Source organism: Luteimonas salinilitoris, assembly GCF_041300785.1.
GTDB classification, from domain to species: Bacteria; Pseudomonadota; Gammaproteobacteria; order Xanthomonadales; family Xanthomonadaceae; genus Luteimonas; species Luteimonas salinilitoris.
The window spans coordinates 61,665-85,097 of the sequence record NZ_JBFWIB010000006.1; the positions used below are offsets into that span (position 1 = coordinate 61,665).

General features: G+C 67.6%; 23 protein-coding genes and 2 pseudogenes. 6 read left to right on the forward strand and 19 right to left on the reverse strand.

Features of this window, described 5'->3' with window-relative positions:
• Position 1: 1 nt before the first annotated feature.
• Together AB5T46_RS11220 and AB5T46_RS11225 are read right to left on the reverse strand one after the other, a co-directional pair.
• Positions 2-1,990, reverse strand: a complete 1,989-nt coding sequence (locus AB5T46_RS11220) for a TonB-dependent receptor domain-containing protein (RefSeq protein WP_370564035.1) — start codon at positions 1,988-1,990, stop codon at positions 2-4.
• 359 nt (positions 1,991-2,349) lie between these two features.
• Positions 2,350-2,808, reverse strand: coding sequence for a carboxymuconolactone decarboxylase family protein (locus tag AB5T46_RS11225; RefSeq protein ID WP_370564036.1), 459 nt, complete (start codon positions 2,806-2,808; stop codon positions 2,350-2,352).
• 74 nt (positions 2,809-2,882) lie between these two features.
• Here AB5T46_RS11225 and AB5T46_RS11230 point away from each other — a divergent pair, with 74 nt between their 5' ends.
• Positions 2,883-3,788, forward strand: a complete 906-nt coding sequence (locus tag AB5T46_RS11230; RefSeq protein ID WP_370564037.1) for a sigma-70 family RNA polymerase sigma factor — start codon at positions 2,883-2,885, stop codon at positions 3,786-3,788.
• Between the two features lie 30 nt (positions 3,789-3,818).
• On the opposite strand, the gene AB5T46_RS11235 is transcribed toward AB5T46_RS11230, so the two are convergent.
• From AB5T46_RS11235 to AB5T46_RS11275, 9 genes are all read right to left on the reverse strand, one after another.
• Positions 3,819-4,031 carry a GNAT family N-acetyltransferase gene (locus AB5T46_RS11235; protein ID WP_370564039.1) on the reverse strand — a complete coding sequence of 71 codons (213 nt, stop codon included), beginning with the start codon at positions 4,029-4,031 and terminating at the stop codon, positions 3,819-3,821.
• A 9-nt stretch (positions 4,032-4,040) separates the two neighbouring features.
• Complete coding sequence (locus AB5T46_RS11240) at positions 4,041-4,256, reverse strand: hypothetical protein (protein WP_370564040.1); 216 nt, start codon at positions 4,254-4,256, stop codon at positions 4,041-4,043.
• Between the two features lie 59 nt (positions 4,257-4,315).
• Positions 4,316-4,609 (reverse strand): VOC family protein, encoded by a 294-nt coding sequence (locus AB5T46_RS11245; RefSeq protein WP_370564042.1) that lies wholly within the window; start codon positions 4,607-4,609, stop codon positions 4,316-4,318.
• A gap of 73 nt (positions 4,610-4,682) precedes the next feature.
• Positions 4,683-5,162, reverse strand: coding sequence for a hypothetical protein (locus tag AB5T46_RS11250; RefSeq protein WP_370564043.1), 480 nt, complete (start codon positions 5,160-5,162; stop codon positions 4,683-4,685).
• A 114-nt stretch (positions 5,163-5,276) separates the two neighbouring features.
• Positions 5,277-6,821: a serine hydrolase domain-containing protein gene (locus AB5T46_RS11255; protein ID WP_370564044.1), complete on the reverse strand. Its 1,545-nt coding sequence runs from the start codon at positions 6,819-6,821 to the stop codon at positions 5,277-5,279.
• Positions 6,822-6,860: 39 nt separating this feature from the next.
• On the reverse strand, positions 6,861-8,384 hold the full coding sequence (locus tag AB5T46_RS11260) for a M56 family metallopeptidase (RefSeq protein WP_370564046.1): 1,524 nt from the start codon (positions 8,382-8,384) through the stop codon (positions 6,861-6,863).
• The gene (locus AB5T46_RS11265; RefSeq protein WP_370564047.1) at positions 8,381-8,776 is read right to left on the reverse strand and encodes a BlaI/MecI/CopY family transcriptional regulator; all 396 of its coding nucleotides are present in this window, start codon (positions 8,774-8,776) and stop codon (positions 8,381-8,383) included. Before AB5T46_RS11265 ends, AB5T46_RS11260 begins: the two co-directional genes overlap by 4 nt.
• 254 nt (positions 8,777-9,030) lie before the next feature.
• Positions 9,031-9,504: an AtaL-like protein gene (locus tag AB5T46_RS11270; RefSeq protein WP_370564048.1), complete on the reverse strand. Its 474-nt coding sequence runs from the start codon at positions 9,502-9,504 to the stop codon at positions 9,031-9,033.
• A 33-nt stretch (positions 9,505-9,537) separates the two neighbouring features.
• Positions 9,538-10,407, reverse strand: coding sequence for an SDR family oxidoreductase (locus tag AB5T46_RS11275; protein ID WP_370564049.1), 870 nt, complete (start codon positions 10,405-10,407; stop codon positions 9,538-9,540).
• Between the two features lie 98 nt (positions 10,408-10,505).
• Between AB5T46_RS11275 and AB5T46_RS11280 the strand changes: the two genes are divergently transcribed.
• On the forward strand, positions 10,506-11,396 hold the full coding sequence (locus AB5T46_RS11280) for a LysR family transcriptional regulator (RefSeq protein WP_370564050.1): 891 nt from the start codon (positions 10,506-10,508) through the stop codon (positions 11,394-11,396).
• A 61-nt stretch (positions 11,397-11,457) separates the two neighbouring features.
• Here AB5T46_RS11280 and AB5T46_RS11285 read toward each other — a convergent pair whose 3' ends face one another.
• The 4 genes and pseudogenes from AB5T46_RS11285 to AB5T46_RS11300 all read right to left on the reverse strand — a co-directional run bounded on the left by AB5T46_RS11285 (position 11,458) and on the right by AB5T46_RS11300 (position 15,203).
• Positions 11,458-12,948 carry a serine hydrolase domain-containing protein gene (locus AB5T46_RS11285; RefSeq protein WP_370564051.1) on the reverse strand — a complete coding sequence of 497 codons (1,491 nt, stop codon included), beginning with the start codon at positions 12,946-12,948 and terminating at the stop codon, positions 11,458-11,460.
• A 264-nt stretch (positions 12,949-13,212) separates the two neighbouring features.
• Positions 13,213-13,689, reverse strand: coding sequence for a DUF2269 family protein (locus AB5T46_RS11290; protein WP_370564052.1), 477 nt, complete (start codon positions 13,687-13,689; stop codon positions 13,213-13,215).
• Positions 13,689-14,024, reverse strand: a complete 336-nt coding sequence (locus AB5T46_RS11295; RefSeq protein WP_370564053.1) for a DoxX-like family protein — start codon at positions 14,022-14,024, stop codon at positions 13,689-13,691. Before AB5T46_RS11295 ends, AB5T46_RS11290 begins: the two co-directional genes overlap by 1 nt.
• Positions 14,025-14,050: 26 nt before the next feature.
• Positions 14,051-15,203: pseudogene (locus tag AB5T46_RS11300) on the reverse strand (saccharopine dehydrogenase family protein).
• Between the two features lie 423 nt (positions 15,204-15,626).
• On the opposite strand from AB5T46_RS11300, the gene AB5T46_RS11305 reads away from it, so the two are divergent.
• Together AB5T46_RS11305 and AB5T46_RS11310 are read left to right on the forward strand one after the other, a co-directional pair.
• Entirely contained in the window at positions 15,627-16,526 is a 900-nt protein-coding gene (locus tag AB5T46_RS11305) for a dienelactone hydrolase family protein (RefSeq protein ID WP_370564054.1), read from the forward strand.
• Positions 16,527-16,625: 99 nt separating this feature from the next.
• Positions 16,626-17,360: a hypothetical protein gene (locus AB5T46_RS11310; RefSeq protein ID WP_370564055.1), complete on the forward strand. Its 735-nt coding sequence runs from the start codon at positions 16,626-16,628 to the stop codon at positions 17,358-17,360.
• A 96-nt stretch (positions 17,361-17,456) separates the two neighbouring features.
• On the opposite strand, the gene AB5T46_RS11315 is transcribed toward AB5T46_RS11310, so the two are convergent.
• Entirely contained in the window at positions 17,457-17,882 is a 426-nt protein-coding gene (locus AB5T46_RS11315; RefSeq protein ID WP_370564056.1) for a type II toxin-antitoxin system death-on-curing family toxin, read from the reverse strand.
• Positions 17,883-17,890: 8 nt separating this feature from the next.
• Positions 17,891-18,112: an AbrB/MazE/SpoVT family DNA-binding domain-containing protein gene (locus AB5T46_RS11320; RefSeq protein ID WP_370564057.1), complete on the reverse strand. Its 222-nt coding sequence runs from the start codon at positions 18,110-18,112 to the stop codon at positions 17,891-17,893.
• Positions 18,113-18,283: 171 nt separating this feature from the next.
• On the opposite strand from AB5T46_RS11320, the pseudogene AB5T46_RS11325 reads away from it, so the two are divergent.
• Together AB5T46_RS11325 and AB5T46_RS11330 are read left to right on the forward strand one after the other, a co-directional pair.
• A pseudogene (locus AB5T46_RS11325) lies at positions 18,284-18,675 on the forward strand (hypothetical protein); the annotation flags it as partial.
• A gap of 202 nt (positions 18,676-18,877) precedes the next feature.
• Positions 18,878-21,112 (forward strand): NADP-dependent isocitrate dehydrogenase, encoded by a 2,235-nt coding sequence (locus AB5T46_RS11330; protein WP_370564059.1) that lies wholly within the window; start codon positions 18,878-18,880, stop codon positions 21,110-21,112.
• Between the two features lie 309 nt (positions 21,113-21,421).
• Here the strand turns inward: AB5T46_RS11330 and AB5T46_RS11335 are convergent, their stop codons facing one another.
• Together AB5T46_RS11335 and AB5T46_RS11340 are read right to left on the reverse strand one after the other, a co-directional pair.
• Positions 21,422-22,444, reverse strand: a complete 1,023-nt coding sequence (locus tag AB5T46_RS11335) for an NADP-dependent oxidoreductase (protein ID WP_370564061.1) — start codon at positions 22,442-22,444, stop codon at positions 21,422-21,424.
• Positions 22,441-23,418: an aldo/keto reductase gene (locus AB5T46_RS11340; RefSeq protein WP_370564062.1), complete on the reverse strand. Its 978-nt coding sequence runs from the start codon at positions 23,416-23,418 to the stop codon at positions 22,441-22,443. Before AB5T46_RS11340 ends, AB5T46_RS11335 begins: the two co-directional genes overlap by 4 nt.
• Positions 23,419-23,433 lie beyond the last annotated feature (15 nt).

A 23,433-nucleotide genomic window follows, 5' to 3' on the forward strand; every position in this document is an offset into this window, starting at 1 on the left:
GTCAGAAGCTCAGGTTGAGGCCGACGTGGTAGCTGCGGCCGAGCTGCGGGTATGGGTATTGCAGGTCGATGCTGTCCTGGCGGGCGTCGCCGATGTTCTCGACGCCGCCACGCAGGGTCAGCGCATCGGTGATCCGGTAGCTCAGGTCGAGCGCGTACAGGGTGTCGGCGGGGACCGCGATCGCCGGCCCACGGCTGGGGTATTCGAGCTGGCTGCCGATGTACTCGGCGCGCAGCCGGCCGGTGAACGCATCGACCGGCGCCCACGCCAGCGTGGCGGCGCCGCTGTGGTGGGAGCGCATCTCCAGCTTGCGGTCGGCCTCCTCGTCGCGGGCGTCGAGGTAGGTGTAGTTGGCCTCGAGCGCCAGCGTGTCGGTCAGGTCGACCGCGCCGGCCAGCTCGATGCCGGCCAGGCGTGCGCGGTCGACGTTGCGATAGGTGCGGATCTCCATCACCCCCGGCTGCCCGCAGCGCTCCACGCAGACGATCTCGATCAGGTCGCGCAGGCGGTTCTCGAACGCGGTCGCCTGCGCGTGCCAGCCATCGCCGCGGTACTGCACGGCCAGCTCATAGGTGGTGCTCACTTCCGGCCGCAGGTCCGGATTGCCGAACAGCTCGAGCAGGCCGGCGATGCTGGCGTAATACTCCGGCGAGAGCTGCTTCAGCGTCGGCGCCTTGAAGCCGCGGCCGGCGCCGCCCTTGAACACCCAATCGCCGCGCTCGTGGACCAGGTAGGCACGCGGGCTGTGCTGGCCGCCGAAGCGCTGGTGGCGGTCGTAGCGGTCGCCGAGCACCAGGTCCCATCCGTCGGCCAACGTGATCTCGTCCTGCACGAACACGGCGCGGTGGGTCGCCTCGTCCTCGCCGGCGTCGTTGACCAGGGCGTCTTCGAGCGACTCGCGGCGCCATTCGCCGCCGACGGTGACGCGGTGGCGTTCGCCGAACATGCGCGCCAGGTGACCGTCCGCGATCTCGTCGCGCAGATGCTGCGGTCCGGTCGGCGTGCCGGGCGCGCGCTCGTTGATCTTGTCGAGGCTGGCGCGGCTGAGCCGCAGGCCGCTCTCGCCCCAGCCCCAGCGGCCGCGGTGCGACAGCGCCCATTGCTCGCGGTCGACCTCGTCGCGGGATTCGTAGATGTACGGGTTGCTGCCGCTCTGCAGGCCATGCCGCACGCGCTCCTCGCGGCCGCCCAGCCAGCGCAGGTCGACACGGTGGAACTCGCCCGGCGTCCAGCTCAGGGTGGCGCTGCCGCTGTCGGCGTCGCGCGCCTCGCGGCGGCTGGTGCCCGGCACCAGCGGGTCCGGCGTCTCGTCGGTCCGGCTGCGATCAGCGAACACGCTCAGGCCGAGGGTGTCGGCCACCAGCGGGCCGCCGGCATACACGGCCATCTGCCGGCGCGCGCCGCCGGCGGCATCGGGCTCGCCGACGTTGGCGCGCAGGCTGCCGCGCCAGGCATCGGTGGCGCTGCGGCTGATCACGTTGACCACGCCGCCCAGCGCTTCCGATCCGTACAGCGACGACATCGGCCCACGTACGATCTCGACCCGCTCGATCGCCTCGGCCGGCATCCAGCCCAGGTCGTAGTCGCTGTGCGCGATCGCGCCGATCGAATTGTTGACCCGCATCCCGTCGAGCAGGGTCATGGTGTAGCTGGGATCCATGCCGCGCACGCTGACCCCGCGCCGGTCCAGGCCGACACCGGTCAGGCCGATGCCGGGCTCGCCGCGCAGCGCGTCGGCCAGATCGTAGACCGGCCGCGCCGCCAGCTCCTCGCGGGTGATCACCGACATCGAGGCCGGCGCGGTATCCAAGGTGCGCTCGCTGGCGGTGGCGGTGACCACCACCGCGTCGAGGTCGGTGGCGCCCGATTCCATCGGGCTCGCGGCGAATGTGTTGCCGGCCAGGCCGACGAGAACGGCGGCAAACAGCAGGGAAGGCGTGCTGGCAAGGAAGGGCTTGAGGGCAGGCGGAACGACACGAGCGAGGGACATCGGCGGGGACTGCAGGGAGAGGAGGAAGCAGGATGTTATAACATGACATCATTGCATCGAACCTCCAAGCCTCGCCATTGCCCGGCCCCGGATCACAGCCGGGATCTCCCTGCACGAAGAGCTTCAGCCCCGCCGACCGGCCGGCGCCGCGACCCTCCTGCCACGCCTCCGGCATTCACCGCAGCCTTCGCGCCACGGTGCCGATTCCTCCGGAATCGGGCTGACCGCGTCGGGCCGAAGCCCGCTCTCTCCATGGCATCGGGCTTGCCCTGCCCGGGCACGGCCGCCCGCAGGCGGGGATGAAGCCTTCCCCGCCTGCAGGAGCGGCCGGTGCGGGTATCCGCCCATCGCGGCAGAGCTCAGCCTTTCCAGGCGCCCGCCACCTGCCGCGTGGCCGCGTTCAAGCGGTTCCACACGTTGATGTTGGCGATCGCCAGCAACAACGCCGACAGCGCCTGCTCGTCGTAGTGCCGCGCGGCCTCTTCCCACATCGCGTCGGTGACCGCCTCGGGGCGGTCGCTCAGCCGCGTCAGCGCCTCGGTCAGCGCCAGCGCCGCGCGTTCGGCGTCGTCGAACCACGGCGCCTCGCGCCAGGCCGCCACCGCGAACAGGCGCTCGTCGGTCTCGCCGGCCTTGCGGGCCTCGCGCCAGTGCATGTCCACACAGACGCTGCAGCCGTTCAACTGGCTGGCGCGCAGCTCCACCAGGTGGATCGTCCTGGCCGGCACGCCGCGGTCCTCGGTGGCCGTCTTCAGCGCCCACAGCGCCTTCATCGCCTCGGGAAGGACAACCGCCGGATTGGGCATTCTTGCTTGCATCGTGCTATCTCCTGTCACGTTGGTTGGGAGTGGTACGTCACCCGGATGACGAACCGCAACGAGGAAACGTGACGATGACCGACGACGATTGGCTGGCCCGGCAATTCGAGGCCCACCGTGGCCACCTGCGCGCGGTGGCCTTCCGCATGCTCGGCTCGCGCAGCGAGGCCGACGACGTGGTGCAGGAGGCCTGGCTGCGCCTCGACCGCAGCGACGCCGGCGCCATCGACAACCTCGGCGGCTGGTTGACCACCGTGGTCGCGCGCGTCTGCCTGGACCAGCTGCGCGCGCGCAAGTCGCGGCGCGAGGAACCGTTCGATCCGCAGCTCGCCGATCCCGACGCCACCCACGCCGAAGTCCAGGGCCCCGAACACGAACTGCTGCTCACCGATGCGATCGGTCCCGCGCTGCTGATCGTGCTCGACACCCTGACCCCGGCCGAGCGCCTCGCCTTCGTGCTGCACGACATGTTCGGCATGTCCTTCGACGACATCGCCGCGATCGTCGATCGCACCCCCACCGCGGCGCGTCAGCTCGCCAGCCGCGCCCGCCGCCGCGTGCAGGGCACCGACGCGGACGCGGACGCCGACCGTACCCGCCAACGCGAGATCGTCGCCGCCTTCCTCCACGCCTCGCGCAACGGCGACTTCGACGCCCTGCTGGCGCTGCTCGACCCCGAGGTGGTGCTGCGCGCCGACCGCGCCGCGGTGCAGGCGAGCGCCGCCGGCCAGGCCGCGAAGGCACCGAAACTGACCGCCGAGGCCCGCGGCCCCGGTGCGATCGTGGAGACCTTCCTGGGCCGCGCCCAGGCGGCACAGCCGGCGCTCATCGACGGCGCCGCCGGCGCCGTGTACGCCCCGGAGGGACAACCGCGCGTGGTGTTCGCGTTCCGGTTCTCGGGCGGGAAGGTCGCCGGGATCGACGTGGTCGCGGATCCGGCGCGGATCGGCCAGCTGGACGTCGCGATCCTCGACGGCTGACGGCCGAATTCATGCCCCCCCGAAATCCGCTCAGGCGTCGTCCGTGTAGCCGTCGATCGCAGCCTGGACGGGATTCTCGAAGATGGCCATGGCGGTGCGCATTCTCCTGAAGCCGAACGTCCCGTAGAACGGCTCCTTCCCCGGCACTGCGTACAGGAGGATCTTGCGGTGCCCGCGCGAGCGGTCGACCAGCCGCTGAATGACCTGCTTGCCGAGTCCGCGTCCCTGGTGGGCCGGATGCACCGCGATGTCTCACAGGTAGGAACAATCGACGCCGTCGGCGACCGCGCGGCCGGCGGCGACGACCGCCCCGTCGTCGTACGCGAAGCACTTGAACATGCTGTTCGAGAAGGCATTCTCCAGCCACGCCGGGCTCTTATTCCCGAGCGGGGCAAGCCGGTACATCTCCGAGAGATCCGCCCAGTCCACGAGATCGGCCGAGTCACGCCATTCGATCGCCATGATCATTCCCGATGCTATCCAGACCTTGGCCGAGCCGAAGGAATCGAGTCGACAAGAATGCGTTGCTAACGCGCGACGCCATATGCGGCCAGGCGCTGCTCCAGAGTACCAGTATGCAGTTCGAACAGATGATTTTCGAAGTCATGGAAGTACAGAGACAACCCCTCCCCGCGGATCCGGGAGTCTCCCTCCATGGCAGCAATCCAGACGCCGCCAAGCACGAAGAACTTCTCGCGAGACAGCGAGTGGTTGCGGCCCGCACTGTCATAGACCTCATGCGCTCCGAGCCCCTCGCACAGGAAGACGGCCATGCGCTCGAGGTCACGAACGACGAACGTGATGTGGCTGATACCTTCCATGGGCGCTATCGCCTGAATCGGGCCGAGCCGTGAAGCGGGTCCGCATTGAATGAATGGCTAAGCCTGCACGGCACTACGGAAGCGTGAACTTCCGCGTATTGCGTAGTGGCCAGATCGAGGTGAATCTTGCGCCGCCGACCAGGCGGAAGCCGGCGGAAACGCCCTGCACGACACCCAACCTTTCCAGAACATCTCTTGCTCGTCGAAAAGAATGGCGGGGATCGGGCGTCAGCACGAATAGGTTGATTTCCTTCGGACTGACGTCATGGCCCTCAAGTTCGACAGTATCGCCAAGCGCATCCTTCAACTCGCTCTCGATCGTCGCGAGAAACGCTTCATCTGCCAAAGACTTGCGCCAGAACTTGATGACGAGCTGGTAATCCATCGTGCGATTGTAGCCTTGACGCTTGAATTGAGCCGCGCCGCGAAGCGGGTTCGGCTTGAATGCCTTTCCGCCGTCACGCGGCGGCCTGCCTACGATTAGATCGAGCGCGACCCTCCCGTAGGAGCGCGCCATGCGCGCGATGCCGGTGACGTCTACGGGTCCGGCCATCAACGGTTCCGTCGCGAGCCGGAGCGCGCGCCGGTGGCCTTAATTCCTTGGCGGCGAAGTGCCCGCGGCATCGCGCGCGTGGCGCGCTCCTACGGGGGGGTGTGCCCGCAGGGACTACTCCGGCGTGCGTCGGTAGTAGGCGCGGGAGCTGCCCTGTTCCACGCTCAATGCCCGCACTTTGCCGTGCGCGTCGCGGTGGAATTCGTACTGGGTGGCGGTGGTGGCGGCGAAGCGGGTGGGGGACAGTGGCTGCAGGGTCCGCGGTTCGTCCTGGTCCGGCAGCCGGATGCGCATCGCGCCGTCGTCGATCGCGACCTCGACCGTGTCGGCGTCGAACGAGTCGGCCAAGCCGCCGCGATGGTCCATCGGCGCCGCGGGGTCGAGCCGGTAGACGCCGGCGTAGTCGGCATAGATGGGCGCGTTCAGGTCCAGGTCGACGGTGCGGACCAGCGGGTTCACCCCCAGACCGATCGCATCGGAGAGCGCGTTGCGGATCTCGCGGTGCAGGGCGTAACCGTTGGCGCCGTTGGTCAGGATCACGAAGCCGTCGCCGGTTTCCAGGTAGCCCTCGATCCATGCGTGATAGCTGTCGTTGGCGCCGCCGTGGTGGAAGATGCGGGTGGCGCCGGCGCCCTCCAGCCGCGGGCCCAACCCGTGCGGGCTCGGCGCGACCTCGGTCATCATCTGCCGCGCGATCGGTTGCGGCAGCAGCCCGTCAGCGCCGTGATAACTCTGGATCAACGCGCCGACGAAGGCGCCCAGTTCGTTGGCGCTGGTCCACAGGCCGGAGGCGGCCTGCTCGGGAAATGCCTGCCAGCCGCGCGGCAGGGCGGTCGGCGCGCCGTCGCGGTCGTGCGCCCGGGCGATGTTGCCGCGCTCCGCCGGCAACGGACTGAGGAAGGTGCTGCGATGCATGTCCAGCGGATCGAACACCTGCGCGCGCGCGACCGCCTCCAACGGCTGGCCAGCGACGTCCTCGATCATCCGCTGCTGGACCATCGTGCCGCCGCCTGAGTAGTCCACCTTCAGGCCCGGCGCGTGCTGCAGGCGAATGGGATTGTTCTTCGCCGGCGACGTGCCGTCCAGGATCTCCGGCAGGGTCGGCAAGGGCTCGCCCGGCAGGAAGTCCTTGAATCCGTGCACCGTCAGCCCGGCGGTGTGCGACATCAGCATGCGCAGCGTGACCGGTGCGTTCGCGACGCCCGGCAACGACGCTACCTGCCACGCGCGTAGGTAGCCGTTGACGTCGCGGTCCAGGTCGAGCCTGCCGTCGGCGACCAGCCGCAGCGACGTGGCCGCGGTGGCGATCTTGCTGATCGAGCCGACCGAGAACAGGGTGTCGGCGTCGACGGCCTCCTGCGTGCCGGCCTGGCGCACGCCGAAGCCCATCGCCTGCACCACCTGGCCGTCCTTCAGCACGGCAATGGCCACGCCGGGCACGCGGTGGTGCGCCATGCGCGCCTGCAGCGACCAGCGCGGCAGGGGCTCGCCGATCTTCAGCAGGTTCGGGCGCAGGCCGTGCGTCAGTGCGGTTTGCGGCCCGGCCGGTGCAGGCTCGCGTTCGCGGTCCTGCGCCTGCGCGCCGGCCGCGACAATGAGGGCGCAGGCCGTCATCAGCGCCGGGACGATCCCGGCACGGTGCATCGCGTTCGTCTTCAAGGTGAGCTCCCTCAGGTGGCCATTGCGGTCGATCGACGATCAGCCGTTGCCCAGTACCGCGCCATGGGCGATCAGGTAATCGCGCACCTTGCGGCCGCGCGCCTGGTTTAGCGGCGAGCGCCACTGGCCGAATTCGGCGCGCACGCCGAGATTGACGTCGGCGCCGTATGCGACCAAAGACTTGACGCTCTGCAGGTGCCCGCCGCGCGCGGCGTTGATCAGCGCGGTCTCGTCGCCCGGGACGATGGCATCGACGCTCGCCCCAAAGCTCAGCAGCAGCGCGACAGCTTCATGGTGTCCGGCCATCGCCGCCACGATCAGCGGATTGCCGTCGCCGCGCGCCGGGCGGTCCACGTCCGCGCCCTTGCGCAGCAGCAAGGTAATCATGGGCAGGTCACCTGCCTTCGCGGCGGCGATCAGCGCGGTGCCGTCGCCGGGCACCACGGCGTCGATGTCCACGCTGCGTCGCAGCAGCGCTTGCACCTCGTCGATGCGGCCTTCACCTGCGGCTTCCACCAGCAGCCGGGCGTCGGCCATGCGCAGGGAGTCCTCTGCATCGTTCGGCGTGCCCATTCGCGGCGTGGCCGCGAGCGTCAGCGTCACGCTCGACGCCAGCATCAGCCCGAACAGCAGCAGTGCGGGCTTGCCCCGCGGCGAAACGTGCCTGTCCATTTCCAGGAGTCCTTCTATGCGTTGGCGCAGGCCCGCGCGGCCGGCGAAGATGCCGCTGGCCAGCACGAGGGGATCGGGAAGCAGGAGTGCCTGCTCGGCGCTGCGCAGCAGCGAGTTCGCATAATGCCGGCCCTCGCCGGCGCGCGTGGCGGCGAACGCATCGCAGGCCATCTCGCGCGCCAGGTCGAGCCGCGACCCGATCAGCCGCAGGAACGGGTTCCACCAGTAGACGGCGGCGAGCAGGTGTTGGACCAGCGACCACCCCATGTCGCCGCGCAGCACGTGTGCGATCTCGTGGCGCAGCACGTCGCGCAGCGCGGCCTCGGACAGTTCGGCCACCAGCGCCCGCGGCACCAGGATGCAGGGGTGCGCCAGGCCGACCACCATCGGGCTGCGGATGCCGGCGGACACCCGGACCATCGCGTTGGCGGGCAGTTCGCTGCGAACCAGGCGCTCCAGGTAGGGCGAGCTGCGCGCCGTATCGCGCAGGCGCCGCGCCCGGTACCAGCCGGTGCACAGGCGCCCGATACCCCAGAGCGTGCCGAGCGCCCAGGCCAGCAGCGCGACCGGCTGCAACGCTGCCAGCATTGCGCGAGTGGGCAATGCCTCGCGCGCCACGACGGATGCACCGGTGGTTGCGTGGGCTGTCGGCGCGGTGGTCGCCAGCGACGCGCTCGTCATCGCACCGGCTGTCGACGCGTCGCCCGGCAGCAACACCGCCAGCGGCGAGACCGCCGCCAGCAGGAAGACGCAGAGCCACATCCACGGACGCGCCCGCGCGCTCGGCCGCCGCAGCCGGAAGACCAGCAATGCCAGCAGCAGGAGCACCGCGCTCTGCCAGAGATGCTGCGCGCCGATGGCAACGACGACATCCGGCCAACGATCGCTCATTTTGGCTTCCTCGGTTTGGGTGCGGCATCCACCTGGTCCTGCAGGGCCTGCAGCTCGGCCAGGTCGAGATCGTGTTCCTCGATCAGGTGCTGGGCCAGCACGTCCGGCGAACCGCCGAAGAACTGCCGGAGCACATTGTCCAGCGCCTGCCGGCGCGCCTCGCCACGGCTGATCGCGGCGCTGTAGATGAAGGCACGGCCCTCGGTGCGATAGGTCACCAGCCCCTTGCGCTCGAGCACCTTGAACATCGTCAGCACCGTGGTGTAGGCCAGCGGCTTCTTCTTCGACAGCTCCTCGGCCACCTCGCGCACCGAGGCCTCCTTGCGGGCCCAGAGGACCTCCAGGATCGCGCGCTCGGAATTGGTCAGCGTAGGCGAGGCCGGGCGGGCCATCGGCTGCTCCTTACTAATTTATTAGTTGATTGGCGGCATCCTAAACGGGCCCGCAGGTGCTGTCAACTAAAAAACTAGTTGTCTGTCGTCCTCCGCCGAAAAGCGGGACCGCCACCCTCCTCACACGGCTGCCTCGGTATGCACGTCTTGCGGCGGGTCCATGTCCGGCTCCCCAGTGCCCGTCTTCTTGTCGTGGGTGAGCCAATGTAAGCGCCGAGGGGCGAGCTGGGCCCGACCCCTGGCGCCCGATCTGATCAGATCTTGCCTTCTTCGAAAAGCTCGCGCGTGCGCTTCAGCGTCGACTGAATCGCAGCCTTGAACCCCTGATCGCTATCCATCCAGGTCTGGGCGGCCTGCTCCTCGGGGCCGCTGGCCACCTTGCCGCGCAGGCCCAGGTAGCAATAGAAGCGAAGGTACAGCGCGCCGTCCGCGTCCTCCAAGAGCTCGTTGATGATCGCGCCCTCGCGCGGGCTCTGCGCCTGGAAGAAGGTGATCTTCGTACCTGCGTCGAAAGTGATGATCTCGATAAGGTCATCACCCAGGATGGTCGCCTCGCGCACCAGATGCGAGGTGCTTTCTTCGACGATCTCGCAGCGTGTGCACTCATTGGGTGGGAAGAAGAGCTTGGCGTCACGCGCCTTCTGGACCAGCCCCTCCCACACTTGAGCGCGGGTAAGCGGTGCTTGGCCGGCGACATTCACCGGCAGGGTGGCGGTTGAGTAGATCATGATGGACTCCTTGTGGGTGAGGTTGCGTTCGAGTCAGGCGGCCGCCGCGGTTGCAGCGGCGAAGTCGCGATAGGAGCGCAAGGGACGGCCCAGCAACTGGCGCAGTCGCTCGACGTCGTCCGCCTCGGGCACCATCCCGTCGGTGAGGAAGCGTTCGGCCATCTGGCGCATGTCGTAGGCCATCCACGCCGGCATGAACTGGCGCAGGTTCTGCTCGAAGGCAGCCGTGTCGTCGCCGCCGTAAGCAATCGTGCGGCCGAGTGCGTCCGACCAGATGCCTGCCACTTCGGCGCCGGTCAGCGTGTCCGGACCGATCAGGTTGATGCGGGTCAGCGCGTCGCCATCGGGTGCCTGATCGCGGGAGAGCAGCTCGATGGCGGCAATCTCGCCGATGTCGCGCGCATCGATCATGGCAAGGCCCTTGTTTCCGATCGGCATGGGATACACGCCGTAGCCCAGCACTACATCCTTGATCGTCAGGTCGTTGTCCATGAAATAGGCCGGACGCAAGATGGTGGCGCTGAAGCCCATCTGTTCGATCATGCGCTCCACTCCGAACTTGCCGGCGAAGTGCGGCACGTTCACGTAACGATCGCTGTGGATGACCGAGAGGTAGACCACTCGTTCAACACCGGCCTCGCGGGCCACGTTGAGCGTGATGAGCGCCTGGGTGAACTCATCGGGCACTACAGCGTTGAGTAGGAAGAGGGTGGAGACGCCCTGGAAGGCGCTGCGCAACGCATCCACATCGAGCAGGTCACCTTGCACGACCTCCACCCCATCGGGCAGCTTGGCGGCGGCTGGATTGCGGACGAGGGCGCGCACCTTTGCGCCACGCCGGGTGAGTTGCTGGATGACGTGCCGACCGACATTTCCGGTGGCGCCAGTTACGAGGATGGTCATGGGACTGCTCCGGGTTGGTTGGGAGGCCCTATCGTTCGTGATCCACTGACGGTCCGATAGCCCATATACTTGGACCACCCGTCTCACCAGTGGACCACATGGACCTCCTGGCTCTGGCTGACTTCAACCTGGTGGCGCGTCATGGGGGGTTCGGCCGGGCCGCGCGGGCGGCTGAAAGACCCAAGGCCACACTGTCGCGGCGGGTTGCGGACTTGGAGGCGGGCCTGGGGGTGCGTCTGTTCGAGCGTGGCTCTCACGCCCTGAAGCTGACCCAGGAGGGGCGGGTCCTGTTCGAGCGCACCGAGACGCTGCTCACCGAACTGGGCGAAGCGACCGCCGCGATCGCCTCGGGAGGTCAAACCCCGCGTGGCAGGCTGCGCATCAGCGCGCCACTGCTGTTCTCCCAGATGGCGCTGGGCAAACTGTCCGCCGAATTCGCGCTGCGCTATCCAGAGGTGCGCCTGGAGATCACGACAGAGGATCGGGCGGTCGACATGGTGGAAGAGGGCTACGACCTGGTGATCCGGGTCAATCCCGATCCCAACGAGCACTTGATCGGGCGCATCCTGCTCCGCGACCGCCTGGTGGCGGTGGCTAGTCCTGCGTTGCAGCGGCCGATGGAGGATGCGCCGGTCCCCGCGGTAGTGAGAGCGTCAAGCGATCAGTCAACCTGGGAGTTGACGACCCATGAAGGAGACTTGCGGGTTCATATCGACCCGATCTTGCGCCTGGCATCGCTGGTCATGATTCGCGATGCGGTGCGCACCGGGATCGGCGCGGCCGTACTTCCTCTATCGCTTGTGACGGGCGACCTGCGCTCAGGCGTGCTCGAGCACTGGGGCGATGTGAAGGGGCGCCCTATCGAGATCTGGGCCCTCTACCCGTCTCGGCGCCTGCTGAGTACTCGGGTCTCGGCTTTCCTGGAATTCTTGAAAGAAGCCTTCCCGCTCGGAATACCCGAAGAACTCTCCGCCTACATCGAAGGCTAGTTGGCTGGCACGTTCCAGGCGTCCAACTCGACGTTTGTTTTCGGCCAGAAACGGACGCCACTTACCCACGCGCACCTTGCGTCAGAGCGCTCTTGCTGGACAGGCGCTTGCGTCTGCGCCATAGCTTCGCCGCGTAGAACATGGCGATCGCGGCGCTGATCAGGAGGGCCGGAGCCCAGTACTTGCCGACCAAGCGCCCGAGCGCATCGCGTGGAAGCGTAATATCGACCGGCACCGCCAGATCGGTGAGCGGAGCGACGACGCCTTCACCTTCGCCCTCGGGCCAGAAACGCATGGCTGTCACCCTGCCCATCGCATCGCGCATCACCTGCAATCGACTGAGACCCTCGGGATACACGAATGTGTCGGCGGTGATCGCGGTGAGTTCAGAGCGCATCCCCCCAGTGCGCTTGGCGGTCAGGGTTCCGTCGACAACGCGCAGCGTGCGCGTCGCATCCCGGTCGACGCGATACACGCCCTCGTACTGCTTGAGTACTGCAACGTCCACGTGAACCGGCTTCACCGGCGGATACGGATCGCCCAGGGCGGCGGCCGCAAGGCGGCGCGCGACCGTACTGGGCTCATGCGCTGGAGAAGGCGTTTCGTTGTTGAGGAGCACGGCGACCGTGACATCCGCTCCCGGCACATAGAGCAGGTGCGAGGAGAAGCCTGCGATGACGCCACTGTGCTGCAACGCCGGTGCGCCCCGCACTGCAGACGTCCAGATGCCGTACCCGTAGTCGTAGGCCTTCGCCTGGCCGGCCGGCGAGATCATGCGCGCGTAGGTCGCAGGCTTGAGCAGGTCCCCCTCGTGCAGGGCGCGGTTCCAGCGTGCCAGGTCATCGACCGTCGAAACCAGCGCACCTGCGGCATGAGCCTGATGAGCTTGGGTCATGCTGAACAGCCGCGGAGGCGCGGGGGCCCCGCGGTTCATGGTGTAGCCCTTGACCTGATGCACGACGACGGCGTGGTCGGCGGCGTATCCGGTGTCGTTCATGCCCAGTGGCTTGAACAACGCCTGGTCCAGATAGCGGTACCAGCGCTGGCCACTCGCCGCTTCGATCACGGCGCCGACGAGGACATAGCCGGAGTTGCTGTATCTCCACCCTTCGCCCGGCGCGAAGTCCGGCGTGTCGTTCTTGGAGTCGTAGTAGTCCTTGATGCCGGACGTGTGGTTGAGCAATTGCTCAATCGTAATGCGCGCACCGCCCGGATAAGTCGGCAGGTACTTCGAAAGCGGATCATCCAGCGAGACCTTGCCGGCGTCGACCAGCGTCAAAAGCCCGGCAGCGGAGAACTGTTTGGTGACCGACGCGATGCGAAACCGATCGCCCGGCTTGAGCGGCACGTCGGCCGCAACATCGGCCTGGCCGCGCGCGCCCCGATACAACACCTCGTCCCCGCGCATCACAAGCACCGCCCCGCCCGGTACATCCGCGCGGTACGCGTCCGCCAGTAGCGTTTCCGCATAGCCTGCGAACTCGGCAGGTGAGGGCGGCGTTGCGGCGGTCGCCGCCTGCAATGTCAGCAATCCGGTGAGGACGAGCGTCAAGCCGATCCTTCGCATGTGTAGAGCTCCCATCGCAAGATGCCGGACCGGCACCGTGTCCGCAGCGTAGCGGTAAATGAAACGGCCTGGAGCGCCTGTGGCAGGCCGGTATTGCAGTCTCGGTTGCCACCGTGCCGGCACGCAACTGTCGGGGGCGACGAGCCCATCCGGATGCCGCAATGACATCGGCTGCGCAGGGGCGAGTTGCACGCACGTCCGCTTCGGGCCGGATTCGACCATCACTCCCTGGGCTCAGAATGGCGGCACCTATTCCCACAGCGTCGGTTTTGCCACCATGAGATAGAACACCGCCAACATCGCGACGAAGGCCGGGTAGCCCAGTGCTTCCCAGCAGCGCACATAGCGCCAGTATCTGGAGGGCAGCTCGCCCGAGCCGGCCCGCGCCGCGGAGGCCATGGCCGCCATGCGCAGCTGCAGCCACACCACAGGCAGCCACAGCGCGCCGGTGACCACGAAGAGCCCTATCGACAGCGCCAGCCATGGCGTAGTGAGCGGCCAACCTGCCAGGTGCACCAGGTACAGGCCGCTGGCGGGCTGCACCAGGACCGCCGGGGTGGTGAACCACCAGTCTGCGCGGACCACGAGCCGGGACACGACCGCCTGCGCCTCCAGGCTCCCGCTGCGGTTGGCGAAGAACATGTAGAACGCTGTGCCCAAGCCGGTGCCGACCAGGACGACGCTGGACAGCACGTGGATCCACTTCACTACGAAATAGGTCGTCATCATTTCGCTCCCCTGATCAGAATCCATAGGGCCGCGGCAATGGGGACATTCTTCGTCAGCGGCCCCAGGGGATGCAGCCACAGCGAGGGATCGAGCACGCTGGCCACCGCCGTCATCGCCAACATGAGTGTCAGCGCGGTCAGATAGACGCGTCGCGACGGCCACAGCGCCATCGCGATACCGACCAGGAAGTCGGCGCCCGCGCCCAGGGTGACCAGGACCGTGGCGACACGATGGTCGGTAATGCCTGCCTTCGCCAGGAGCTCCATGCTCTGGCCGTTGAACTCCCATAGGCTGACAGCCGCCGTCGCCAGCCACACGAATACCACGCCCATGCGCAATAGCCTTTCATCTCCAGTACTCATCGCAAGGCCACGGTTGAGCCTGCGGAGGGGGCCTGCTGTGAGGCTTCGAGGGCTTCGTCGACGACGTCGGTGACCATCCCCCACCTGGCGAACTCGGGTTCGAACGCGTCCAGCGACAGCAGGCCCGCGGCCGTGAAGGCGCCCGTCGCCAAGGCATCGCCGGCAGCGAGCTTTCGCGCCAGCAGGATCGTGGCCATGCAGGGGATTTCGGGACCATCGTTGTTGTCGGCCACGATGTGCCAGGCGCGCCCTGCGGGGCGTCCGGCATGGTCGAGCCCTTCAATGCGCACGACCATGCCGCCCAGCGACGTACCCAGCGGGTCGAACACGCCGCTGATGCGGTCCAGGATCCCGGCCAGGCGTTCCGGCCGCTTCAGCAGGCCCATGCCGCGCAGCGCCGCCAGCACGGCGAAGGCGCGCTGCGTTGCGCCCACCTCGAGCGCGGCGCGGAACATCACCCGGTCGCGCACGCCATATCGCGCCGGGAACAGTTCGAGATCGGGGATGTCGCACAGCGCGCCGATGCGGGGGCGCAATCGCTTGAACTCGACGCGCTCGGGCGCGGCCCAGCCGGGCGCCTGCGTCCACTGTCCGTCTCGCCAGAGCCCGACCGGCCTGCCGCAGTAGCTCAACACCGCCGCCAACGTCGCCTTGCCCCGCGGTGCGTTCTGCGCAGGCGCGATGCACATGTCGATCGCATGCAGGGCCCGCCAACCGGCGGTGCTCGACAACGGCCGAGGACAGAGCCGGCACCGTGCTCGCGCCGCTGATGGCCGTTCTTCCAGCCCGCTGGAATGCGTCCTGCAGTACCCGTGGAAAATCGCAGACGAAGCGGCGGCCGTCAGCCAGGTCGATGTAGTGCGCCCCGGCACCTGCGGCCGCAAGTGCCACCGCATACGACTGCTCCTGAAACGGGCCGGCAGTGTGGATCACCAAGTCGACGTCCAGTACGGCCAAGGCCTGGCTGAAGCCGGGGGCATTGCAGTCGATCGGGACGGCGCTGGCCCGCCCGTCCAGGGTGTCTGCGAATCGTCGGGCCTGCCCCGCATTGCGTCCCGCTACCAGCAGGTCGATGTTCGCATCGCCCGCAAGCGCCCGGCAGATGCGAGCGCCGAAGTTTCCGTAGCCGCCCAGTACCAGTGTCTTCATCCGCTCCCAGTGCCCCTTGGACGCAGCAAGCAGTATCGCCGAACAGGCTCGTTTGGCGCACCGTCGAATCGCCCAGGGCTGACGGTCTTTGCTGGCCGAGGTTATGGGTAAGCGCGACCGTCAAAGACTGCCGGACCCCTTTCGGCCTATTCCGTTGAAAAACTCTGGGCTTCCAGAATCAGGCGCCAAATCGATTCGATTTCAGCAGAATTTGGGCTCGAAATCTGTCGAAATAGAACTCTCGCGCTGCGATTTTCCGATCAGTTCCGAGGCGGGCGAGTTTTTCAACAGAATAGGCCAGAACCAGACGTCCGACGCATGCATGAGTCGCACCGCGAAGTGGCGTCGGCTTGAATGAAGAACGTCCGGCCTTTCTATGAGGCAGCTAACGAGCCATCCCATCCTGCGAGCTATTATCCACAGATGATGACCGACCTCTCTACGACGCTTCAAGAGCGCCTTGGCCTAGCGGACCCTGTTCCGATGGAATTCCAGCGAGGCGACGCCGACGAGAACGACGGATTCGCCCGTGAAAGGATCGAATACCGGGGACTCGAAGGTGATCTCATTCCGGCTTTCCTGTTCACGCCCATGGGGCGCGATACGCTCGGTGGAGTGGTTGTCTTCCACCAACACAACGGGGAGTTCCACTTCGGCAAGAGCGAGGTAGCCGGCGTTGTGGGCGACGCGTTTCAAGCCTTCGGGCCAGCGCTCGCTCGTAGAGGTCTCGCGGTTCTGGCCCCGGACTCCATCACTTTCGAGGATCGACGAGGATCGGTTCAGGGGGTAGAGCCGGATTACTACGATTGGCTTCAGCACTACAACGCCATGAGCTACCGGTTGCTGGATGGCGACCTGCTAATGAGGAAGTGCCTTGATGACGCCCAGCGAGCCCTAAGCGTTCTGCTCCAAGCCGCTGACGTAGACGAGCGGCTCGTGGGCGTGGCAGGACACTCGTACGGTGGCTACACGGCGCTCTACCACGCGGCAGTTGATTCGCGATGCAGGTTCGCATGCGTCAGCGGTGCTGTGTGCAGCTTTGAGACGCGTCGCCGGGAGGGCACCGGGATCACCCTTTTCGAGACCGTGCCCGGGCTCGCTCGCCAGATTGACACGCACGATGTTCTTTCAGCCATCGGACCTCGGCCGACACTGGTCGTATCGGGTACCAAGGACAAGTACTCAAGGGATGCAGACCAGGTCGTAGCCAAGGTCCCCGGCGACTTCATCACCGAGCTCCGCGTCGACCGCGGACATCCTCTCGATCAAGAGAGATTCGACGCGATCGTCGAATGGATCGTCGACCGCGTATCCAATCCGTGAGAACGGACACCTACGGCCAGTAGCGGACTATCCACTTGACACATGAGATCATGTGGCTTTCGCTTCGAGAGGAAGCAACTCCCGACAGGTAGGATCAACGTGACGGCGTTACGAAAGAAGCAGTTCGAACGCGCAATGCTTCATGGCTTGCTGCAGCAGCTAGCTATTCCCGCTCAGTTTCTGTCAGGTGAATTTGAATCACCCGACTTAGCTATCGTCCTGGATGGCAGTACGATAGGTGTTGAGATCACTGAAATCCAAAAGAGCAAAGAAGAGCGTGCGAGACGCGCTCCGAAGGACGACATACTGGAGCGCGCCAAGCGCGGGTACGAAGCGCAAAACGGGCCTCCACTAAGTGTGTGCTTCTCGTTCTTCGACAAAGCAGACCTTCGAACTGTGAATCGCTCCGATCTGAGCCGACGGATCGTCGAGTTCCTTCTCAGTCTGCGTCTCGAGCATGAGTATGACGTGGTGGCTGTGTCTGGCGAGCGCCTGCCCTCCATGCTGAGACAGTACTTCCGAGAACTCAGATTCTGGCGCGAATCTAGACGTGGAATATGGCAGTGCTCCGAGGCGAGTTGGGTCGCCCCCCTCACCAAAGAGATTCTTCAGGAGCGTGTGGACGTCAAGCAGGAGCTGTTGCCCGACTATCGTGCAAAAGGCTATGACACCTATTGGCTACTCATTTGCGCGCATCCGACCAATCCCGCCTGCCGGTTTGAGGCCGCGCGCGATTTCGACCCTGCACACGTCCAATCCTCATTCGACCGAACCTTCTTCTACGATTGTTGGCATGCTCTCGAGCTGGGATTGGCAGCGGGACCGAATCGGTGACCAATACCCGATCCGGGTCGCAAGAATGTCCGCTTCGGGTCGTGAGCGACCGGACGGTCCACCGCAAGCGGCGACGCCTCAACCCGCCGCGCCGCTTCAGCGCGCGTAGCGCGCCCGCGGCTCGTGCAGCCTGGTGTCGGCTGGCGCGATATGCCGGCGCAGCCAGGCAGCGAAGTCGGCTTCGGGCAGGCTGCCTTCGGCGAGCGCCAGCATGGTGACGTACTTGTCTTCGTCGCCGGCTTTCAGGTCGGCATCGTTCAGGGCAAGGAACACGCGATAGCAGACGTGCGCGGTGCGCTTGTTGCCGTCGATGAAGGGATGGTTGCGGGCCAGGCCGAAGGCGAGGCTGGCGGCGAGGTCGGCCAGGTCCGGCGGCGGGTCGCCGTAGGCGTGCAGCTGCTGCGGGCGGGCGAGGGCGGAGTCCAGCAGGCCCTCGTCGCGCACGCCGGGGTTGCCGCCGTGCTCGGCCAGCTGGCGGTCGTGGATGGCCAGCGCGAGCGGCTTTTCGATCCAGATGATCATGGCCGCGGCTACTGCGCCAGCTTGTGCAGCACGGCGCGATCCTCGCGCATGATCTTCTCGGCTACGTCCATCTGCGCGGCGAAGGTGGGATCGAACACGCTGAGCTTGATGCCGTCGGGGGTTTCGAGCGCGAACAACTCGTCACCCTTGGCCAGGCGCAGGCGGGCGAGCAGTTCCTTGGGCAGGATGACGCCGGCGGAATTGCCGATGGTGGTGATCTTGAGCTTCATGGGCGTGGCTCCGGGGTTTCGTTATAACTAACGTATATACGCCTGCTCGTGTGGGCGTGCAAGCCCTGTTTCGGCGCGCCCGCTTCTTCCGAACGCACGGGAGGGGCTAGCCGGATGTGCGGGGGAAGCGGTACGTGGGCGCGCCACAGATGGAAGCAGTGCAGCGGGGGGCTGGTGGCCGAGGCGCTACACGGCGCGCGGTGTCGGTTCACTGATCCGGCGCGCTTATCGCCGGCGCACGGCAAGGACCGGCATCCGTTTCCGGTGCCGACGCGCGTGTACGACCAGATCATCGGCGGGCTGAAGCGCGCGGTGCGCAACATGAAGCTCGGCTGCGAGGAACAGCTGCAGGCACTCGAGCGCCTGGACGCACGGGCCGCCGGCGCGAACGCCATGCCGACGGGCCTTCGGCCCGGCAATTGATCGCCGACGAACGCCGGCAATCGCATGCCGACGGCGGCCGCAGCGTGTTCGGCCGGGAGCCGGCGCCGCAGCGCGAAGCGGCCGCCGACGGCGACCGTCTGCAGGAGGCTTCGGCGCCGACTACGGCGGGCCGGGGCTGAAGCCCCTCCTGCTGTGCATCATCGGCATTCGGGGTTTACCGTGCTTTGCCCGCGTCTGCGGAACACGCGACAATGGCGTGATCGCTCGCGCCGTTCCGCGGCAGGGCCGACCGACCGCTCGCGGGCCGTGCATGGCCGGGCCACCGGTTTCCTTGCCCCGCGCCGCGCTTCCCCTTCTCGCCCGCAGGATCCCGACGCCCCCATGCCCAGCACGCCGAAGATCATCTACACCCTGACCGACGAAGCCCCGTTCCTCGCCACCCAGTCGCTGCTGCCGATCGTGCAGGCGTTCACCGCCACCGCCGGCATCGCGGTGGAGACCCGCGACATCTCGCTGGCCGGGCGGATCCTCGCGCAGTTCCCGGAGCGGCTGACGGCCGGGCAGCGGATCGGCGACCACCTCGCCGAGCTGGGGGCGCTGGCCACCACGCCGGACGCCAACATCATCAAGCTGCCGAACATCAGCGCCTCCGAGCCGCAGCTGAAGGCGGCGATCCGCGAGCTGCAGGGCCAGGGCTACGCGCTGCCGGACTACCCGGACGAGCCGAAGGACGACGACGAGCGCGACATCCACGCGCGTTACGGCAAGGTCACCGGCAGCGCGGTGAACCCGGTGCTGCGCGAGGGCAATTCCGATCGCCGCGCGCCGCTGTCGGTGAAGCACTACGCGCGCAAGCATCCGCACCGGATGGGCGCCTGGAGCGCGGACTCGAAGACGCACGTGGCGCACATGGACGACGGCGATTTCTACGGCAGCGAGCGCTCGGCGACGATCGGCGCGGCCGGCGGCCTGAAGATCGAGCTGCTGCACGCCGGCGGCGGCAGCACGGTGCTCAAGCAGAAGGTGGCGGTGCAGGCCGGCGAGATCGCCGACGCCTCGGTGATGCGGCGCAAGGCGCTGGCGGCGTTCCTGCAGGCGCAGATCGAGGACGCCCGGGCGCAGGGCGTGCTGTTCTCGCTGCACCTGAAGGCGACCATGATGAAGGTCTCCGATCCGATCCTGTTCGGCCAGGCGGTCAGCACCTTCTACGGCGAGGCGCTGGACAAGCATGCCGAGGCGCTGCGGCAGGTCGGCTTCGACCCGGACAACGGCATTGGCGACCTCTATGCGCGCATCGGCACGCTGCCGGAAGAGAAGCAGGCGCAAATCAAGGCCGACATCGCCGCCGTGTACGCCGCCCGTCCGGAGCTGGCGATGGTGAACTCCGACAAGGGCATCACCAACCTGCACGTGCCCAGCGACGTGATCGTGGACGCGTCGATGCCGGCGATGATCCGCGACTCGGGCCGCATGTGGAATGCCCACGGCCAGCTGCAGGACACCAAGGCGGTGATCCCGGACCGTTGCTACGCCGGCGTGTACCAGGCGGTGATCGACGACTGCAAGGCCAACGGCGCGTTCGACCCGGCGACGATGGGCAGCGTGCCCAACGTCGGCCTGATGGCGCAGAAGGCCGAGGAGTACGGCTCGCACGACAAGACCTTCCAGATCCCCGCCGACGGCACCGTGCGGGTGACGGACGAGGCCGGCAACGTGCTGTTCAAGCACGCGGTGGAGGCCGGCGACGTGTGGCGCATGTGCCAGACCAAGGACGCGCCGATCCGCGACTGGGTGAAGCTGGCGGTGAGCCGCGCGCGCCTGAGCGCGACCCCGGCGGTGTTCTGGCTGGACGCGAACCGCGCGCACGACGCGCAGGTGATCGCCAAGGTCGAGGCCTACCTGGAGGACCACGACACCGCCGGCCTCGACCTGCGCGTGCTGCCGCCGGTGGAGGCGACGAAGTTCTCGTTGCAGCGCATCCGCAAGGGCGAGGACACGATCTCCGTCACCGGCAACGTGCTGCGCGACTACCTGACCGACCTGTTCCCGATCCTGGAGCTGGGCACCAGCGCCAAGATGCTGTCGGTGGTGCCGCTGATGGCCGGCGGCGGCCTGTTCGAGACCGGCGCCGGCGGCTCGGCGCCCAAGCACGTGCAGCAGTTCGTCGAGGAGAACCACCTGCGCTGGGATTCGCTGGGCGAGTTCCTGGCGCTGGCGGCGTCGCTGGAACATCTGGCCGAGCGCCACGACAACGCCGGCGCGCGGGTGCTGGCGAAGACGCTGGACGCGGCCAACGGCCGATTCCTCGACGACAACCGCTCGCCGTCGCGCAAGGTCGGCGAGCTGGACAACCGCGGCAGCCATTTCTACCTGGCGCTGTACTGGGCGCAGGCGCTGGCGGCGCAGGACGACGACGCCGCGTTGAAGGCACGGTTCGCGCCGCTGGCGCACGCTCTGGCCGAGAACGAGTCGGCGATCGTCGACGAGCTCAACCGCGTGCAGGGTGCGGCGGTCGACATCGGCGGCTATTACCATCCGGACCATGCCAAGGCCGCGCAGGCGATGCGCCCGAGCGAGACCTTCAACGCCGCGCTGGAGCGCCTGGCCGCGGGCTGAGGCGCAGTGAACGCGGTACCGAAAAGGCCCGGCATTGCCGGGCCTTTTTTTCGTCATCCCGGACGGGTGGCAATACCGATCCGTAGGAGCGCGCCATGCGCGCGATACCGGCATCGTCGGATGCGCCGGGATGACGCAATCCGCCGTGTCTCCCGCCGCGCGAGCATCGCGCGGGGGCGCTCAAGCCGCCGCAAGCCTGCGGCTTGCAAGCGGCGGCTTTCGTCCCCCCTCAATCCCCCTTTTTCAAAGGGGGAAGACAGGCGCCAGAAATGCGCGAAATTCCCAGGGATCGAGGGGAATTTTTGCTTGCTATGCGATCCGCACCAGTTGCTTGCCGAAGTTCTCGCCGCGCAGCAGGCCGATCAAGCCCTGCGGCGCGTTCTCCAGGCCTTCGACGATGTCCTCGCTGTAGCGGACCTTGCCGTCGCGCAGCCACGCACCCATCTCGCGCAGGAACTCCGGATAGAGCTTGTTGAAGTCGAAGACGATGAAGCCGCGGATGGTCAGGCGCCGGGCCAGCGCCAGCCCCATCAGCTGCGGCAGCCGGTCGGGTCCCTCGGGCGGCGCACTGTCGTTGTAGTGGGCGATCAGGCCGCACACCGGCACCCGCGCGAACTCGTTGAGCAGCGGCAGCACCGCGTCGAACACGTGGCCGCCGACGTTTTCGAAGTACACGTCGATGCCGTCCGGCACCGCCGCCTTCAACTGTTCGGCGAAGTCGTCGGCGCGGTGGTCGAGGGCGACGTCGAAGCCGAGATCGTCGCGCAGGTGCGCGACCTTGCGCGCGCCGCCGGCGATGCCGACCACGCGCGCGCCGCGCAGCTTGGCGATCTGGCCGACGGTGGCGCCGACCGGGCCGGAAGCGGCGGCGACCACCAGGGTCTCGCCCGGCCGCGGCTTGCCGATCTCGTGCAGGCCGGCATAGGCGGTGAAGCCGGGCATGCCGTAGACGCCGAGCGCGGAGGTGACCGGTGCGTCCTGCGGATCGAGCTTGCGGCGCAGGGTGTCGCCGTCGGCCACGGCATGGGTCTGCCAGCCGCCGTCGGCCAGCACCAGGTCGCCGGGTTCGAATTCCGGATGCAGCGACTCGAGCACCTCGGACACGGTGCCGCCCTCCATCACCGCATCGACCTCGATCGGCGCGACGTACGAGCGCCCGGCATTCATGCGTCCGCGCATGTACGGGTCGAGCGACAGCCAGCGGTTGCGCAGCAGCACCTGGCCCTTGGCCGGCCGCGGCAGGGGCACGCGTTCGACGCGGAAGTTCTCGGCGGCGGGCTCGCCCTGCGGGCGCGAGGCGAGCACGATGCGGATGTTGTCGGCGGCGGTCATGACGGCTCCCCGGTGTCGGCGCCGGCGGCGTCCAGCGCGGCGATGTCGGCCGCCGACAGCGAGAGGTCGGCGGCGGCGAGCAGCTCGCGCAGCTGCTCGAGGCTGGTGGCGCTGGCGATCGGCGCGGTGATCGACTCGCGCGCGATCAGCCAGGCCAGCGCCACCTGCGCCGGGGTGGCCTGGTGCGCGGCGGCCACGGCATCGAGCGCCTCGAGGATGCGTTCGCCGCGGCGGTCGAGATAGCGCCGGACCACGGTGGCGCCGCGGGCGTCGCTCTTGGCGGCGTCGGCGGCGCTGCGGTACTTGCCGCTGAGAAAGCCGCTGGCCAGCGAGTAGTAGCTCATCACGCCGAGGCCGTGTTCGCGCGCCAGCGGTTCGAGGGACGACTCGTAGTCCGCGCGGTCGTGGAGGTTGTACTCGGGCTGCAGCACCTCGTAGCGCGGCAGCCCATGCCGCTGCGCCACCGCCAGCGCCTCGGCCAGCCGCGGCGCGCCATAGTTGGAGGCGCCGATGGCGCGCACCTTGCCCCGTTCGATCAGGCGCGCAAACGCGCCGAGGGTGTCCTCGAGCGGGACGTCCGGATCGTCCTCGTGGGCGAAATACAGGTCGATGCAGTCGGTCTGCAGGCGCCGCAGCGAATCATCGGCCGCGGCGGCGATGTTGTCGGGCGACAACCCCGGACGCGCGCTCCACTTGGCGACCTTGGTGGCGACGACCAGCCGGTCGCGGCCCCCGCGCGCCGCCAGCCAGCGGCCGATGATCGTCTCCGACTCGCCGCCACGGTTGCCAGGCACCCAGGCCGGGTAGACATCGGCGGTATCGACCAGGGAGAAGCCGGCGTCGACGAAGGCGTCGAGCAGCGCGAACGCGGTCTTCTCGTCGGCGTTCCAGCCGAACACGTTGCCGCCGAAGGCGAGCGGACGGATCCGCAGGCCCGAGCGGCCGAGCGGTCTTGCGTCTCCTGCTGCGGCCATGCGCGATTCCGGGGT